Genomic DNA, 15,920 nt, shown 5'->3' on the forward strand with positions numbered 1-15,920 from the left:
ATCCATGCTTGAGAAAATCGCACCGCTACTCGCCGCGGCAGCCGTGCTCACTGCCGGGACGCCGGCGCTTGCGGCCGACCCCGCGAAGGTCTTCCGCTACGCCTTCCCGGTGGCCGAGACCTCGCTCGACCCGCAGAAGATCAGCGACCTCTACTCGAACATCCTCAACGCCGGTATGTTCGACGCGCCGCTCAAGTACGACTACCTCGCGCGCCCGTTGAAGCTCAAGCCCAACACGCTCGTCTCGATGCCGGAAATCAGCGCGGACGGTCTCACCTACACGATGCGCGTGAAGCCGGGCATCTACTTCGCGGACGATCCCGTGTTCGGCGGGAAGAGGCGCGAGTTGGTCGCGGAGGATTACGTCTACACGATCAAGCGGCTCATGGACCCGAAGATGGCCGCCCCGTTGCTCGCCGAGATCGAGGGCATCATCGTCGGCAGCGACGAGGCGCTCGCGAAAGCCCGCAAGGCCAATCATTTCGACTACGACGCGCCCATCGAGGGGCTGAAGGCCCTGGACCGCTACACCTGGCAGGTGAAGCTCACGCATCCCTACTACGTTTTCATCTACAACCTCGCCGACTGCCGCGTCTCGTGCGCCGTGGCGCGCGAAGCGGTGGAGCACTACGGTGACGACTTCGGCTCGCACCCGGTCGGGACCGGGCCCTACCGCCTCGCGTTCTGGAAGCGTTCCTCGAAGCTCGTCTTCGAGGAGAACCCGGGCTTCCGCGAGGAATACTTCGATGGCGAGCCGGGCCCGGGGGACGCCGAAGGGCAGGCCATCCTCGCCGCCCGGAAGGGCAAGCGCATGCCGACGGTGGGGCGCGTCGAGGTCTACATCATCGAGGAGGCGCAGCCGCGCTGGCTCGCCTTCCTCAACGAGGAGCACGACCTCATCTACGAGGTCTCCGCCGAGTTCGCGAACGTGGCCTTCCCCAACAATCACCTCGCGCCCAACCTGCGCAAGCGCGGCATCCAGATGGCACAGGTTCCCGGCCTCGACCTCACGTTCGCCTATTTCAACATGGAAGATCCACTCGTCGGCGGCTACACGCCCGAGAAGGTCGCCCTGCGCCGCGCCATCTCGCTCGCCTACAACACGCGTGACGAGATCGCCATCGTCCGCAAGGGGCAGGCCATTCCCGCCCAGACGCCCTACAGCCCCGGCGTCGCGGGCTACGACCCGGACTTCCACACGAGCGCGAACGAGTACAGCGTCCCCAAGGCAAAGGCGCTGCTCGACATGTACGGCTACCGCGACCGCGACGGCGACGGCTACCGCGAGATGCCCGACGGCAGCCCCCTCGTGCTGGAATTCGCCTCCTCGCCCACGGCGCGCGACCAGCAGATCGACGAGCTGTGGAAGCGCAGCATGAACGACGTGGGCCTCAGGATCACGTTCAGGAAGGGGAAGTGGCCCGACCTGCTCAAGGAATCCAACGCCGGCAAGCTCATGATCTGGCAGCTGGGCGGGGCGGCCTCCGCGCCCGATGCGGACACCTGGCTATCCATGCTGTACGGCCCCAACGCCGGCTTCAAGGGCAACCGGGCGCGCTTCAAGCTCGACGCCTACGACCGCCTCTACGACAAGGCGCGCGTCACGCCCGACAGCCCGGAGCGAACGAAGCTCTACCAGGAGATGGCGAAGCTGATGGTGGCCTACGCGCCCTTGAAGGTGAACACGCACCGCATCCTCACGGACATGTGGTATCCGTGGGTGCTCGGTTATCGCCGCCCCGCGGTGCAGAGCAACAACTTCTGGAAGTACCTCGACATCGATGCTTCCAGGCGTCCGACCGACTCGCGCTGAAACGGAAAGAGCCTCCATGGACCCCATCGCCCACCTCGCCCTTGCCACCCTCGTCTTCCTCGCGACGCATTTCGTCTCGAGCACGGCGCTCCGGACCTCGCTCGTGGAGGCGATCGGGGAGAAAGCCTACCTGGGCGCCTATTCGCTGGTGTCGTTCCTGACCATCGGATGGATGGCGTGGGCGTACCTGCACGCGCCTTTCGAGCCGGTGTGGCAGGTTCCGGGCGTGAAGCTCTGGCCCCTCGTGGTGATGCCGTTCTCGCTGGTGCTGGTGGCAGCGGGCGTGATGTCGAAGAACCCCTCGGCCGTTGGGCAGGCGGCGACGCTCAAGGGCCAGGGCCCGGCGCGCGGAATCCTCCGCGTGACCCGCCATCCGGTCATGTGGGGCATCGCTCTCTGGGCCGGCGTCCACCTGGTGGCGAGGGGCGACGTGGCCTCGGTGATATTTTTCGGGGGCTACCTCCTGCTGGCGCTTGCCGGCACCGCCCTCATCGATGCGCGCAAGGCCGACTCCCTGGGCGAGGAGTGGGCGCAGTTCGCCGCCGTCACCTCCAACGTGCCGTTTTCGGCCATCGTGGAGGGGCGCAACACCTTCTCGGCGGGCGAGATCGGCGCCAAGCGCTTCGGCGTGGGCCTGGTCCTCTACGGGGTCGTCCTGGTCGCCCACCCGTGGCTTTTTGGTGTAAGGGCCTACTAACCAACCCTGGGACCTGAAAAGGGGTCACGTTACTTTTCTGTCGCCGTCGCTTTCGGGCGATGGCCGGCTGAAAGGTAACCTGAACCCTTTTCAGGTAGAATTCGCATCCAAGGTTTCCGAGTCGCTTCAACCGGTTAGCGCCTCAAGCCCCACCGCCAGCCCACAAGGCGCGGAATCCCAACGAAACACGTTTCATCTGCCTGAACCGGTCAGGGGCGCAATGCCCTTCCAGGCCGACACTTCAGGAGAAAACCATCAGCCAGGCTTTCGAAAGTCTCGGGCTCTTGCCCGAGCTGCTTCGCGCCGTTGCGGAGCAAGGCTACACAGAACCCACCCCCATCCAGTCGCAGGCCATTCCCGTCGTGCTTGCCGGGCGGGACCTGCTCGGCGCCGCCCAGACGGGCACCGGCAAGACAGCCGGCTTCACCCTTCCGCTGCTGCAGCGGCTCGCGCCTTTCGCGAGCAAGAGCTTCTCACCGGCGCTGCACCCCGTCCGCTGCCTCATCCTCACGCCGACGCGCGAACTCGCCATCCAGGTCTACGAAAGCGTGAAGACCTACGGCAAGCACATCCCGCTCAGGCCCTTCGTGGTCTACGGCGGCGTGAACATCAATCCCCAGATCGCCGAGATGCGAAAGGGCGTCGAGATCCTCGTCGCCACGCCCGGGCGGCTGCTCGATCTCATGGGCCAGAAGGCCGTGGACCTGCGCCACGTGCAGATCCTCGTCCTCGACGAGGCCGACCGGATGCTCGACATGGGCTTCATCCCCGACATCAAGCGCATCATCAACACGATCCCGGGCTCGCGCCAGACGCTGCTGTTCTCGGCGACCTTCTCCGACGAGATCCGCAAGCTCTCCGCGCAGTTCCTCCGCGACCCCACCACCGTCGAGGTCGCGCGCCGCAACACGCCGGCCGAGCTGGTGACGCAGTGGGCCCACTTTGTCGACTCGAAGCGCAAGCGCGAACTCCTCTCGCATCTCGTGAAGACGAACAGCTGGGAGCAGGTGCTCGTCTTCTGCAAGACCAAACACGGCGCCAACCGCCTCGCCTCCCAGCTCGAGCGCGACGGCATCAACGCTGCGGCGATCCACGGCAACAAGAGCCAGAACGCGCGCATCGAGGCGCTCGAGAGCTTCAAGGACAGCAAGGTTCGCGTGCTGGTCGCCACCGACATCGCCGCCCGGGGACTCGACATCGAAGCGCTGCCGCATGTGGTGAATTTCGACATTCCGCACGTGCCGGAGGACTATGTCCACCGCATCGGCCGCACCGGCCGCGCGGGCGTCGAAGGCGAGGCGATCTCCATCGTGTGCGCCGAGGACCGTCCGCTGTTCGCGGCGGTGGAGGCGTTGATCAAGAAGAAGATCGAGGTCCGTCCGGTACCCGGCTTCGACGGCACGAGGCCAGCCACGTATCCCGGGGAGGCTCCCGCCGATGAGTCGCGCGGCGAGCGCGGCCGTGGCCGGTCTCGCAGAAGCAATGAGCCGGGCGAACGCCGCCCGCCTCGCGGCGAAAAGCGGGCCGAGGAACGCCCGCCCTCCAGCGAAAAGAGGACCGACGAGCGTCCGCCTCGCAGCGAGAAACGGACCGACGAGCGTCCTCCCCGCAGCGAGAAGCGGACCGAGGAGCGTCCTCCCCGCAGCGAGAAGCGGACCGAGGAACGTCCGCCACGAGCGGCGCAAAAGCCCGCGGCCAGCGACATTGATTTTTCCAAGCCCTACGAGCCGTCCCCGAACGCGAAGCCCATCGAGCAGCCCGACGAAGCACCGGTGAGGAAGCGGGGGGGCCACGCCGTGCCCGCGCTTTTCCGCCGCAAGGCCGCCTGATCGGGGCCGACCCGGAATGCCCTCCACGCACGATCCGGCTGCCCGCCCGGTCCGCCGGCAGGACTACGCACCTCCCGCGTACCTCGTCGATACGGTGATGCTCGATGTGGTTGTCGAGCGCCCTTGGGCAACGGTTCGCTCGAGGCTCGCCATGCGCCGCAATCCGGCGGCCGGCGGCGGGCCGGTGATGCTGGACGGCGAGCACCTCGATCTGATCTCGGTCGCCGTGGACGGGAAGCCGCTCGATGCTTCCCGATTTTCGATGGGCGACGGAAAGATGTGCATTCCGGAAGTCCCCGACGCTTTCCTGCTCGAAACAGCCGTTCGCTTCGACCCGTGGAAGAACACGCGGCTCGAGGGCTTCTACGCCTCGAAGGACGGGCTCTTCACGCAGTGCGAGGCGGAGGGATTTCGCGCCATCACGTATTTCCCCGACCGGCCGGACGTGATGGCCAGGTACTCGGTCACGTTGCACGCACAGCGTGACGAGTTTCCGCACCTGCTCGCCAACGGGAATCTCGTGGAATCCGGCGACGAGGATGGGGGCCGCCACTGGGCCCGCTGGGAGGACCCGTTCCCGAAGCCCTGCTACCTGTTCGCGATGGTGGCCGCGAAGCTCGACCTTGCGGAGGACCACTTCACCACGAAATCGGGCAAGAAGGCGCTGCTGCAGGTGTACGTGGAGCCCGGCAAGCTGGACCAGTCCGGTTTTGCCCTCCAGTGCCTGAAGCGCGCCATGCGCTGGGACGAGGAGCGCTTCGGGCTCGAACTGGACCTCGAGCGCTTCATGATCGTGGCGGTGGGCGATTTCAACATGGGGGCCATGGAGAACAAGGGCCTCAACATCTTCAACACGAAGTACGTGCTGGCCCGGGCCGACACCGCCACCGATGTCGACTTCATGATGATCGACCGCGTGGTCGCGCACGAGTACTTCCACAACTGGACCGGCAACCGTGTCACTTGCCGGGACTGGTTCCAGCTCTCGCTCAAGGAAGGCCTCACCGTCTATCGCGACCAGGAGTACGGCGGCGACGAGTACTCGCGCGCGGTTTCCCGCATCCAGGACGTCCGGGCCTTGCGCGAGCGCCAGTTCCCCGAGGATGCGGGGCCCATGGCCCACCCGGTGCGGCCCGACGCCTACGTCGAGGTCAACAATTTCTACACCGCCACCATCTACGAAAAGGGTGCCGAGGTGGTGCGGATGTACCAGGCCCTGCTCGGCCGCGACGGCTTCCGCAGGGGAATGGACCTCTATTTCGAGCGCCACGACGGTCAGGCGGTGACCTGCGACGATTTCCGCGCGGCCATGGCGGATGCGAACGACGTGGATCTCGGCCAGTTCGGCCTCTGGTATTCGCAGGCGGGAACGCCCACGCTGGTCAGTCGCGGCGAATACGACGCCGAAGCGAAGACATACACCCTGACGCTCACCCAGTCCTGCCCGCCCACGCCGGGGCAGGTGGCCAAGCAGCCTTTTCACATCCCGGTGGCCATCGGCCTCGTGGATCCGAACGGCTACGACATGGCGCTGCGCCTGGAGGGCGAAGAGTCGGCGCACGCAGTGCCAGACCCCAAGACCGGCGCGATCACGCGCGTGATTCCGATCACGACGGCCGAATCGAAGCTGGTCTTCATCGACGTGGCCGAGCCCCCGGTCCCGTCGATCCTTCGCGGGTACTCCGCGCCGGTCATCCTTCATCACGAATACGGCGACGCCGAACTCACGCACCTGATGGCGCACGATGCCGACGCGTTCAATCGATGGGAGGCCGGACAGGTGCTTGCCACCCGCATCCTGCTCGCCGGCGTGGCTGCGATACGCGGCGGCCGTGAAATGGTCGTGCCCGCTGCCTTCGTCGAAGCGCTGGGCCGGGTGATCACCGACGGCGCACGCGATCCGGCTTTCGCCGCCGAGTGCCTGCAACTGCCCGGCGAAGGAGTCCTTGCCGAGCAGATGGCCGAGGCCGACCCGGACGCGATCCATGCGGCCAGGAAGCGCCTCGTGCTCGAAGTGGCGCAGCGCTACCGCACCCGATTCGAGGGCGCGTTCCGCCATTTCACGGTGCCGGGCGCCTATGCGCCGGGCGCGGCCACAGCGGGGCGCCGCGCGCTTCGCAATGCCGCACTCGCCTACATCATGGCCATAGACGACTCGACCGCGCGCGCGCTCACGTTCCTCGAGTTCCGGCGCGCGGAGAACATGACGGACGCCATGGCAGCCCTCATCTGCCTCGCCGGTTCCGCGGGGGCCGAAAAGGACCGCGCGCTGGCCATGTTCCTCGACAAGTGGAAGGACGAGGCGCTCGTGGTCGACAAGTGGTTCCGCGCGCAGGCCGTGTCGGACCTGCCCGGTGCCTGCGCACGCGTCGAGGCTCTCCTCGCGCATCCGGCCTTCGACCTGCGCAATCCGAACCGTGCACGCTCCGTGCTGCACGCGTTCGCCATCGACAACCCCGTGCACTTCCATGCGCCGGACGGATCGGGCTATCGGCTCGTGGCGGGGAAAGTCGTGGAACTCGACCGGCTCAATCCCCAGATCGCCTCGCGCCTGGCACGCGCGTTCGACCGTTGGCGGAAATTCGATTCGGGGCGCCAGGCCCATGCGCAGGCGGCCCTCGAGTCCATCAGGGGCGCCGGCGAGATTTCGGCAGACGTCGCTGAAGTGGTGAACCGCGCGCTCGCCTGAGCCGCGCGCCGCCCCCGAATGCGACAAGGGCCGCATTCGCGGCCCTTGTCGGGAGAGCTGGACCGTAGTCGCGGTCAGTTCTTCTTGATCTGCTCCAGCACCTTGAAAGTCGACTTCGAGGCGCCGTGGAACAGGCGCTTGAATTCCTTCGACAGGCAACGGCGCTCGAGGGTGTTGCGGCGGGTACGTTTGCGTTCGGCCATGGCCAGCTCCTTGTTGCAGAACCGCTAATTATACCGGACTGTGCCGCTCGACGCACTGTACCGGGTGGAGGGGTTCAGTTCAGCAGCCGGACCGCCCCGTCGACGATTTCCGCGTCCGTGCGCTTCCCGTCCGTCGCGACCATCGCGCCCTTCGCCTTGACCAGCCCGTTGTCGAAGGTGCCCTCGAAGCGCGATCCGTCAGCGAACCAGAAGGTCCCCTTGCCCTGAGGCAGTCCGTTGGCGACCTCCCCCTCGTACTTCTGGCCGGACGCGTAAAAATAGGCCCCCGTGCCCGTGAGTGCGCCATCCTTCAGGTCGCCTTCGTAGCGATCGCCGTTGGAGAAGCGGTAAACCCCCTTGCCCTGGGCCTTCCCGTTGATGAACTCGGCTTCGATGCGGTCGCCGTTCTTGGAAACATAGCGTCCCTTGCCCTGCAATGCCCCCGCCGACATCTGGCCTTCGTAGCGATCGCCACTCGCGAAACGATAGGTGCCGGCGCCGTTCGCCCGGCCATCGACGAACGATCCCTCGATGCGGTCTCCGGTGCTCGTGATGTAGGTGCCACGGCCGGAGACCACGCCCGCCTTGACCTCGCCCTCATAGGTGTCGCCGTTCGAGAACTGGTACTTGCCCTTGCCGTTCGGGCGATCCTCGGCGAACTCTCCCACGTAGCGGTCGCCGTTATCCCAGGCGTAGCTGCCGGTGCCGTGCTTGAGTCCGTCCTTGAATTCACCCTCGTACTTGAACGCCTTCGACGTGTACTGCCCCTTTCCGTGCAACAGGATGCCGCGCATGGCCCCCACGTAGACGGAACCGTCGGCGAAGGTTAGCTCGCGGATACCGGGCGCAATCTCGCGTCCCGGAAGATCTTCCTTGGGTTTTGGCGGAGTCGCGGCCGGGGCTGTTCCATCCGACGCCGGCGTCCCTGCCTTCGGCGTCGGAGGTGCGGCCATGGTCTCGACCGCCGGTTTGCCATCGCCGCTTTCCTCGGATGGCTTCCTGGCGGCCACTCGGGACGGAACGTCCTTGGGCGTTGGTTCGGCGGAAGCGGGGGCCGGCGCCGCAGGCTTTTCTGCACCTTGGGTGGAAGCGGCGACCGAGGTGGAAGCGGCAGGCGACGTAGGCGCGGCCGCCGCAGGCGAGGAGGCGACGCGGCGGCGCCCGGTCAGCCCATCGATGCGGTTGCGTGCCAGCCCCGCGAAGACCCCATTGGGGTACTTGTCGAGGTAGGCCTGGATGTCGTCGACCCGCAACGAATCCTGCACGCTCTTCCAGAACTGCAGCTCGAACTGGGCGGAAACGTCGGCAGACGGCGAACCGGGAACCTGGCCCGCGCCGGCGGCGGCAGATCGTCCCGTGGAATTGAAAACGAAGTCGCCCTTGATCGACGAAAGCTCCCAGGGAGTCTGGGTGCGCTTCGTGTCGCGCTCCACGCCTTCGCGCACTTTCCTGAAGAGGACCTCCACGGGCATGTCCGGAACCTTGATGCTCTGCAGGAGGTGCCCCGTGTACACGCCGTTCCGGCCGAATCCGTCCGCCGCCGTGGCGCCCGGCGCCGTGGCGTATGCAATGAGCGTCCCCGAAGGGCCGCTCATCTGCGCCAGGCCGGTTGCGCTGACCTTGAACGTGTCCCGGAAGGGATTGTCGCGGCAGGCGTCGAGGATCACGAAGTTGAACCGGGTGCGGGCGCGCTCCATGCGGTCGAAGACCTGGCCGACCTCCACCGAGAAGAACGTGACGTCGTCCTCGGAACCCATGACGGCATCGACCGGAATGAGGTAGTTGCGGTCCTTGAACTGCATCGCGTGGCCCGCGTAGAAGAACAATGCGGCGTCGGCGCCGTCGAGCGCCTTGCCGAACTCCTGCAGCGCGGCGATCATGTCCGCGCGCGAAGTATTCTCCTTCACGATCGTCTTGAACCCGAGTTCGCGAAGCGCAGCGCCCAGATCGCGAGAATCGTTGACGGCGTTGCGAAGCGGTGAGGTCGAATAGGTGTTGTTGCCGATGAGGAGCGCCACTCGACTCTCGGCCGCCGCCGGCTGCGCGAACAGGGAAAGGACCGCGAATGCGGTCAGGGCTGCCAGTGCGCGAAGGATGTTGGAGGTTGTCCCCGTTGTCATCGTAGTCGCGGGACGATGTACGGAATGCGCCGGCCCGGATCGCGAATTATCGCCCAAGAAGGCGCGCGAAGGGCGCGGCTGACCGCCCGGCGAGGATCTAGCGCGACAATCCGGCCAACTCGGGAATGTCCGGGCGTTCGGCAGCGAGTTGTGCCCAGATCTCCCGCGCATCCTGAACCGCGCCAAGGTCCTGGAGGACGAGGGCGAAAAGAACGCGGTCGGAAAAGCTCCTGGCCCCCGCACGCGCCTTGTCGGCCGTGGCGATTGCGTCCGATGGCAGGGTTTCGAACCGGGCATCGCCCAGAGCGCCCTCGCCTGCGGAATAGGTCCACGAATAGCCCTGACCTGCAACGAGCCGCGATGGCAGCGGCAGCGACGGCCCCTTCACGTTGCCGCGGAATACCTCCTTGCCGGCGACCGAGGTCACGACGACGGAGTATGCGACGCCGGGCTCGCCGCTCCAGCGCAGCGTCGGCTGGAGAGTGGCAATGCGGGCATTCACCGGGTAAAGCGGCCCCGACCGATCGGCCTTGGGGGCGGGCGCGCTGCGCATGCGCAGGCTCGCGGTAGCTGTCCTGGACGTTTCCACCAGCACCGATGTACTCGGGCGCAGCGCGCGGGTGCGGGTGGAGGGTGCGGGGCCCTTCGTGGCCTTCACTCCCTGCCTGGTGACGACAAATTCGCCCGGCCCCTTCAGGGAGAACTCCTCGCCGCTCACCACATACATCACCGCTGCAGTGGCATCGGGTCCTAGAGCGAGCTTCGAGCCCGGGAGGAGTTCGGCGAGGAACGGCGGACGGCCCGCGCCGTTCATGACCACGTCACCCTTGATGTCGGACAGGAACGCCACCGGGTCGGCCGCACGCGCGAGGAACCCAACGAAAAGAAGGAGTCCGGCGAGGACCGATCGGGAAGACTGCGTCACGGATGCCACCTCGGGAGTCGCCGAAGGCTTACTTGGCGAGGCTCGCAAGCTCGGGAAGATCGGTACGCTCCTGGGCCAGCTTGCCCCAGGCCTCTTGCGCTTCCTGCACCGCGCCGATGTCCTGCAGGAGGAGCGCGTACAGCAAGCGGTCCGAGAACCCGGCCTTGTCGGACGGACGGCGCTTCTCGGTGTTCTGCATAGCGCTGGCGCTGAGCGTCCGGAACCGGGCGGTGCCGATTTCCTGCCCCTCCACGGAGACCGTCCAGGAGTATTCCGTGTCGGGTTGCAGTTTCGTCGAGAAGCGGTGGCTTGTTGCGGAAACCTTCGCCTTTGCGAAGGGTTTGTCCTCCTTGCCGGCGACTGCGATGGCGACTTCGGCAGGCGCCTTTCCTTCGGGTACCGTCCAGCGCAACGTCGGCTGCAACAGCGTGATCGCACCATGCGTCGGGAAATCGAGCTTCGGCTTCGTGTCGACCTTGACCGGTGCGATCGAGCGCATCCGGATGCTGGCCGATGACGTCTGCGAAACCTTCACGAGGACCTGGTTGCTCGCGCGCCAGGCGGTTTCCCTGGCAGCAGGCGGCATGCCGCTGGTGGAGGCGATTTCGCGCTCGCCGACCGTGAATTCCTGTGGCCCCTTGAGGGCGTACTCCTTGCCCGACTGGATGTACATGACGGAGAGCTGCGCATCCTTGCCGACCACGATCTTCTGGCCCTTGGCGAGCTCGCTCATGAGCATCGGCCGGGCAGAGCCGTCGACGGCAACCTCTCCCTTGAGGTCGGTGATGAACGCAACACCGTCAGCCGCCTGGGCCGCGAGGGCGGAAGCGACGGTCGCGGAAGCCATGAGTGCTCGAAGTATGGTTTTCATGTGGCCCTCTTTCATGTCGCCGCCGGCGCAGGTCTCGCCGTGCGGATACCCCAGACGTTGACGGGACTGTGCCCCTTGACCTGATGGCTGCCCAGCGGATCGAAGTGGAAACCCTCCCCGATACGGCTCACCACGGCCTCGGTAATGACTATCTTACGCCCGAGTTCCTTGGTCAGGCCCTCGAGACGCGCCGCGACGTTCACCGCATCGCCGATGGCCGAGTAATTGTGCCTCTCGGAGGAGCCGATATTGCCGACGGTGACCACGCCGAAGTTGATGCCGATTCCGATGACGAGGGTCGGAAGCGCTTCCGCCCGGAACTCCGCATTGAGGTCGTCGAGTTCGGTCATCATGGCCAGCGCGCATTTCACCGCGTCGCCGCACGGGTCGGCTGATTTCCGGGGCGCCCCGAACAGGACCATCATGCCGTCGCCGATGAACTTGTCTACGGTGCCCTCGTGACGATGGACGGCCCCCACCATGCGGTCGAAATAGCGCTGCAGCACGGCCGTCACGACGACTGGCGGCATGCGCTCGGAGAGCGTGGTGAAGTCCCGGATGTCGCTGAAAAGGATGCAGACTTCGGCCAGTTGCCCGCTCAAGCCCGTGGCAAGGCTCCCGGCAAGCATCTCGTTCATCACCGCGGGGCTCACCTGCCCGGCAAACGTCCTTCGCAAGCGGCCCCGCTCGATCGTGTTCTCGATGCCGTCGACGATTGCCCGGGTGACGAAGCCCGCCCACAGCGTGAACGCGATCGAGGCGACCGGCAACAGGACCTGGTGCGTGCGAATGGCGTACAGGCCAGCGCCGCAGACGACCGCGGTGAGCATGAGAACGCTTCCGAGCGCCGCCGCCAGCCGGAAGCGGAAGAACACGAGCCCTGCGGCGAGCAGGCAGAGCCCCCATCGCACGCTCTCCGGCAAGGGCTTCAGCATGCCGCTCGCCAGATGGCTCCGGAGTGCCTGCAGGTGGGTGACGACGCCTGGCTGGCTGAGCCGCGCGCGTCCATCCGAGTTGTCGATGTCGATCAGCTGTACGGGTAGCTCCCATCGATCCGCGCGCTTCAGGACATACCCCACGAGCACGATTCGGCCCTCGAAGGCCTTCCGGAGGCGGGCTGCGTCGCCCTGCTCCTTCCACGAAATGACGTCCTGCATCGGGATGTACTGGACGCGCGAACCGACGCTGTAGTCGATGTAGCCGGCATCGACGGGCATCCCCATGCCGCGAAGCATCTGCCCGACCAGCGTACGTGCGGCTTGCGTCTTGCCGAGTTCCGCCTCGCTGAAGCGCCTGGAGACCGAATCGGGGTCGCGCAATTGCTGGTCGATGCCGAGACCCTCTTCGCCGATGACCCGGGCGAAGGTCGGGTGCATGCGAGCAGCTCGACCTTCGCGATCGACAGTGAGTGCGAAAACGGCGACGGCCTTCTGCCGCAGGTCTCGGATGGCGCGAAAGAGCACCAGGTCGTTGCCCGGCACGATGTTGTCGTAGGAGCGCTCGGGCGGCACGACATCGACACCAACAGCGCGCGGCCGCGCATCGCCCAGTGCGCCGAAGAGCCGGGCGAAGTGTGGATGCCAGAGGGCCACGGGCTCGGTGAACAATTCCTCGCTCCCCTCGTCGATTCCGATCAGCACCACGTCATTCTCGAGCGTGCGCGGCCAGTGGTCCCGAAGCACCTGCATCTGCGAGTCGAACGCCGTGCGCTCGAGCCGCGCCAGGGGCGACTCATCCGCGTCGGGGAGCCGGCTTGCCGCGAAAAGCAGCAGGATCACCAGCAGGTAGAGCACGAGGCTGCGCGATCCGGGCTGGCTCCAGAGCCGGCGTGCAAGCAAGCCCAATGCTCGTGCCTGGGCGGCCTTGCCGGGAATGGGTGCGCTGGAAGCCGCCATCGAGGGCGATCGGTGTGTTCTCGGGGGCCTAGAGCATCACGACCTGTCGCACCACCCGTCCGCTCGCGAGGCGGTCGAATCCCGCGTTGATCTCCTCGAGCTTCAGATGGTCGCTCATCAGCCGGTCCACGGGCAGGCGGCCCGCCTTGTACAGGGCGATGTAACGTGGGATGTCACGAACGGGAACGCACGAGCCGACGTAGCTGCCCTTCACCGTGCGTTCCTCCGCCGTGAGGTTGACGTGCTGCAGGGGCCATCGGTGCTCGGGATGCGGCAGGCCGGCGGTCACGGTGGTGCCCCCGCGACGGGTGGCTCGATACGCAAGTTCCATCGCCTGCACGGAGCCGGCCATCTCGAAGGCGAAGTCGACGCCGCCACCGCTCGCTTCGCGAACCTGCTCGATCGCATCGGGCGCCCTGGCGTTCACGGAGTGCGTCGCGCCCAGCGACCTGGCGAGTTCGAGCTTGTCCTCGAAGAGGTCGACTGCCACGACGACCCGCGCGCCGGCCAGCGACGCGGCCAGGATGCAGTTCATCCCGACCCCGCCCAGGCCCACGACGGCGGCCGTGGACCCCGGTGTCATTTTCGCCGTGTTCACCACGGCACCGACACCCGTCAGCACGGCGCAACCGAAGAGCGCCGCCTCGTCGAACGCGAGGTCGGAGTCGATCTTCACGAGCGACCTTCTCGACACCACGGCGTATTCGGCAAATGCCGAGACTCCCATGTGGTGGTGGACCGGCTTGCCGCCCATCGAGAGGCGGCGGCCTCCCCCGAGCAGCGTTCCTGCGGTGTTCGAGGCGGCGCCCGGCTCGCAAAGGGCGGGGCGGCCTTCCATGCAGGGAACGCAGTGCCCGCAGCTGGGGACGAAGACCATGACCACGTGATCGCCGGGCACCAGGTCTGCCACGAGTGGCCCGCACTCGACAACCTCGCCTGCGGCCTCGTGCCCGAGGGCCATCGGAACCGGGCGCGGCCGATCGCCATTGATGACCGAGAGGTCCGAATGGCAAAGTCCTGCCGCACGGATTCGGACGAGTACTTCACCCGCGCCGGGCGATGCGAGCTCGAGTTCCTCGATGCGCAGGGGTTGGCTCTGTGCGTAGGGCGGCGGCGCACCCACGGTATGGAGAATGGCGGCGCGGGTCTTCAAGTCGATCTCCTCTGCGGGTTCCTGCGCGAGGTTATCGTCAGCGGCCCTGCTGGCGCAAGGTGGGCGGCGCAAATCAAGAAGCCCGATCTCGTTGGAGATCGGGCTTCTTGGGTTGTGCTTGGCACTGCTGTGCGAGCACGGGGTAAGGCCCTGGCGATGGCCTGCTTTCTCACGGGCAATCCGCAATATCATCGGCGCGACGTCGTTTCACGGCCCTGTTCGGGATGGGAAGGGGTGGGGCCAACGCGCTATGGTCGCCAGGAATTCTGTGTCGTGGGCGCCGGTTCATGGGCGTCCACGCGCTTGTCTCGGGAATCGAAGGTTGGGTTGATGCATTGCCTCGGGCGCTTCGTTCGCGCACGCACAAGGCTTTCTTGCAGAGTTATAGAGTCAAGCCGCACGGGCAATTAGTACTGGTTAGCTCAAGGCGTTACCGCCCTTGCACACCCAGCCTATCAACGTCCTGGTCTCGGACGACCCTTCAGGGGGGTTAAACCCCCGGGAGATCTCATCTTCAGGCAAGTTTCCCGCTTAGATGCTTTCAGCGGTTATCTCTTCCGCATATAGCTACCCGGCAATGCGACTGGCGTCACAACCGGTACACCAGGGATGCGTCCACTCCGGTCCTCTCGTACTAGGAGCAGCCCCCGTCAAATCTCCAACGCCCACGGCAGATAGGGACCAAACTGTCTCACGACGTTTTGTACCCAGCTCACGTACCACTTTAAATGGCGAACAGCCATACCCTTGGGACCGGCTACAGCCCCAGGATGTGATGAGCCGACATCGAGGTGCCAAACTCCCCCGTCGATATGAACTCTTGGGAGGAATCAGCCTGTTATCCCCAGAGTACCTTTTATCCGTTGAGCGATGGCCCTTCCATACAGAACCACCGGATCACTATGACCTGCTTTCGCACCTGCTCGACTTGTCAGTCTCGCAGTCAAGCCACCTTATGCCATTGCACTATGAGTACGATTTCCGACCGTACCTAGGTGACCTTCGCACTCCTCCGTGCTCGGGCACCTGCGCCAGCACGAGCGCGTGACCAGGGCCGATCATGCGTTGGAGGAGCGCCTTCACGGCTTCTTGATCAGCGAACCGATAACCAGGCATCTGGTCACTCCCGCATGATCCGATCGCCTGCCTCGAACATGCGCGTGCGTCGCAATCGACAATCCGGAGAAATCGATGACATCGACGTGCGGCGCGCGGGCGTGTCTCAGCCCGGAGCGCCCGCCGCTTCAGGCTGATACGGCACGGCGATCACCAGGTAGCGATGTTTCACGCCGCTCGGCAGGTCCCAGTCGATCGACTGTCCGACCCGCAGTCCGAGCAGCGCCGTGCCAACCGGAACCAGTATCGAAATCCTTCCGGCATCGATATCCGCGCTGCCTGGATACACGAGCGTGATTTCACGGCGCTCGCCAGTCGTCAGGTTCTCGAACAGAACCCGGGAGTTCATGGTCACCACGTCTTTCGGAATCTGATCGTGCGGCACGACAACCGCGCGCACCAGTTCGCTTTCCAGCTTCTCGAAGCGCCGGCCGCCAGAGCCTGCGGCATTCGCTTCCAGCAAGTCGGAAAGTCGCTCCAGATCGCCCGGCGTCAGATAGATTGGCGGCGACTCGGCCATCGGGATGCTCCGTTGCCAGCAAGGAAGAACGCACCAATGCGGCGTTTGATTGCGGCTCGGCGCGCACCAGTCTCAAAGGGTCGATCGAA

10 protein-coding genes, 1 rRNA gene and 1 other annotated feature are annotated in these 15,920 nt (G+C 65.8%); of the genes, 4 read left to right on the forward strand and 7 right to left on the reverse strand.

Annotation, left to right across the window (positions count from 1 at the left end):
- Positions 1-4 precede the first annotated feature (4 nt).
- The 4 genes from IPP91_16140 (at position 5) to pepN (ending at position 7,028) form a co-directional block, all read left to right on the forward strand.
- Positions 5-1,813, forward strand: coding sequence for a bicyclomycin resistance protein (locus IPP91_16140; protein MBL0143591.1), 1,809 nt, complete (start codon positions 5-7; stop codon positions 1,811-1,813).
- A 16-nt stretch (positions 1,814-1,829) separates the two neighbouring features.
- On the forward strand, positions 1,830-2,510 hold the full coding sequence (locus IPP91_16145; GenBank protein MBL0143592.1) for an NnrU family protein: 681 nt from the start codon (positions 1,830-1,832) through the stop codon (positions 2,508-2,510).
- 254 nt (positions 2,511-2,764) lie between these two features.
- Complete coding sequence (locus IPP91_16150) at positions 2,765-4,339, forward strand: DEAD/DEAH box helicase (protein ID MBL0143593.1); 1,575 nt, start codon at positions 2,765-2,767, stop codon at positions 4,337-4,339.
- A 16-nt stretch (positions 4,340-4,355) separates the two neighbouring features.
- On the forward strand, positions 4,356-7,028 hold the full coding sequence (gene pepN / locus IPP91_16155) for an aminopeptidase N (GenBank protein MBL0143594.1): 2,673 nt from the start codon (positions 4,356-4,358) through the stop codon (positions 7,026-7,028).
- Positions 7,029-7,305: 277 nt separating this feature from the next.
- On the opposite strand, the gene IPP91_16160 is transcribed toward pepN, so the two are convergent.
- The 7 genes from IPP91_16160 to rnk form a co-directional block, all read right to left on the reverse strand.
- Entirely contained in the window at positions 7,306-9,351 is a 2,046-nt protein-coding gene (locus tag IPP91_16160; protein ID MBL0143595.1) for a caspase family protein, read from the reverse strand.
- Positions 9,352-9,448: 97 nt separating this feature from the next.
- Positions 9,449-10,276 (reverse strand): hypothetical protein, encoded by an 828-nt coding sequence (locus IPP91_16165; protein ID MBL0143596.1) that lies wholly within the window; start codon positions 10,274-10,276, stop codon positions 9,449-9,451.
- A 28-nt stretch (positions 10,277-10,304) separates the two neighbouring features.
- Positions 10,305-11,147 carry a hypothetical protein gene (locus IPP91_16170; GenBank protein MBL0143597.1) on the reverse strand — a complete coding sequence of 281 codons (843 nt, stop codon included), beginning with the start codon at positions 11,145-11,147 and terminating at the stop codon, positions 10,305-10,307.
- A gap of 11 nt (positions 11,148-11,158) precedes the next feature.
- Complete coding sequence (locus IPP91_16175) at positions 11,159-13,042, reverse strand: adenylate/guanylate cyclase domain-containing protein (protein ID MBL0143598.1); 1,884 nt, start codon at positions 13,040-13,042, stop codon at positions 11,159-11,161.
- 28 nt (positions 13,043-13,070) lie between these two features.
- A complete protein-coding gene (locus tag IPP91_16180) occupies positions 13,071-14,195 on the reverse strand; it encodes a zinc-dependent alcohol dehydrogenase family protein (GenBank protein MBL0143599.1) in 1,125 nt (374 codons plus the stop codon).
- A gap of 148 nt (positions 14,196-14,343) precedes the next feature.
- A 5S ribosomal RNA gene (rrf, locus tag IPP91_16185) occupies positions 14,344-14,457 on the reverse strand.
- 137 nt (positions 14,458-14,594) lie between these two features.
- Positions 14,595-15,286: a sequence feature (23S ribosomal RNA rRNA prediction is too short), on the reverse strand.
- A 131-nt stretch (positions 15,287-15,417) separates the two neighbouring features.
- A complete protein-coding gene (gene rnk / locus IPP91_16190) occupies positions 15,418-15,831 on the reverse strand; it encodes a nucleoside diphosphate kinase regulator (GenBank protein MBL0143600.1) in 414 nt (137 codons plus the stop codon).
- Between the last annotated feature and the right edge of the window lie 89 nt (positions 15,832-15,920).

Source organism: Betaproteobacteria bacterium (assembly GCA_016720855.1).
Classification (GTDB): domain Bacteria; phylum Pseudomonadota; class Gammaproteobacteria; order Burkholderiales; family Usitatibacteraceae; genus FEB-7.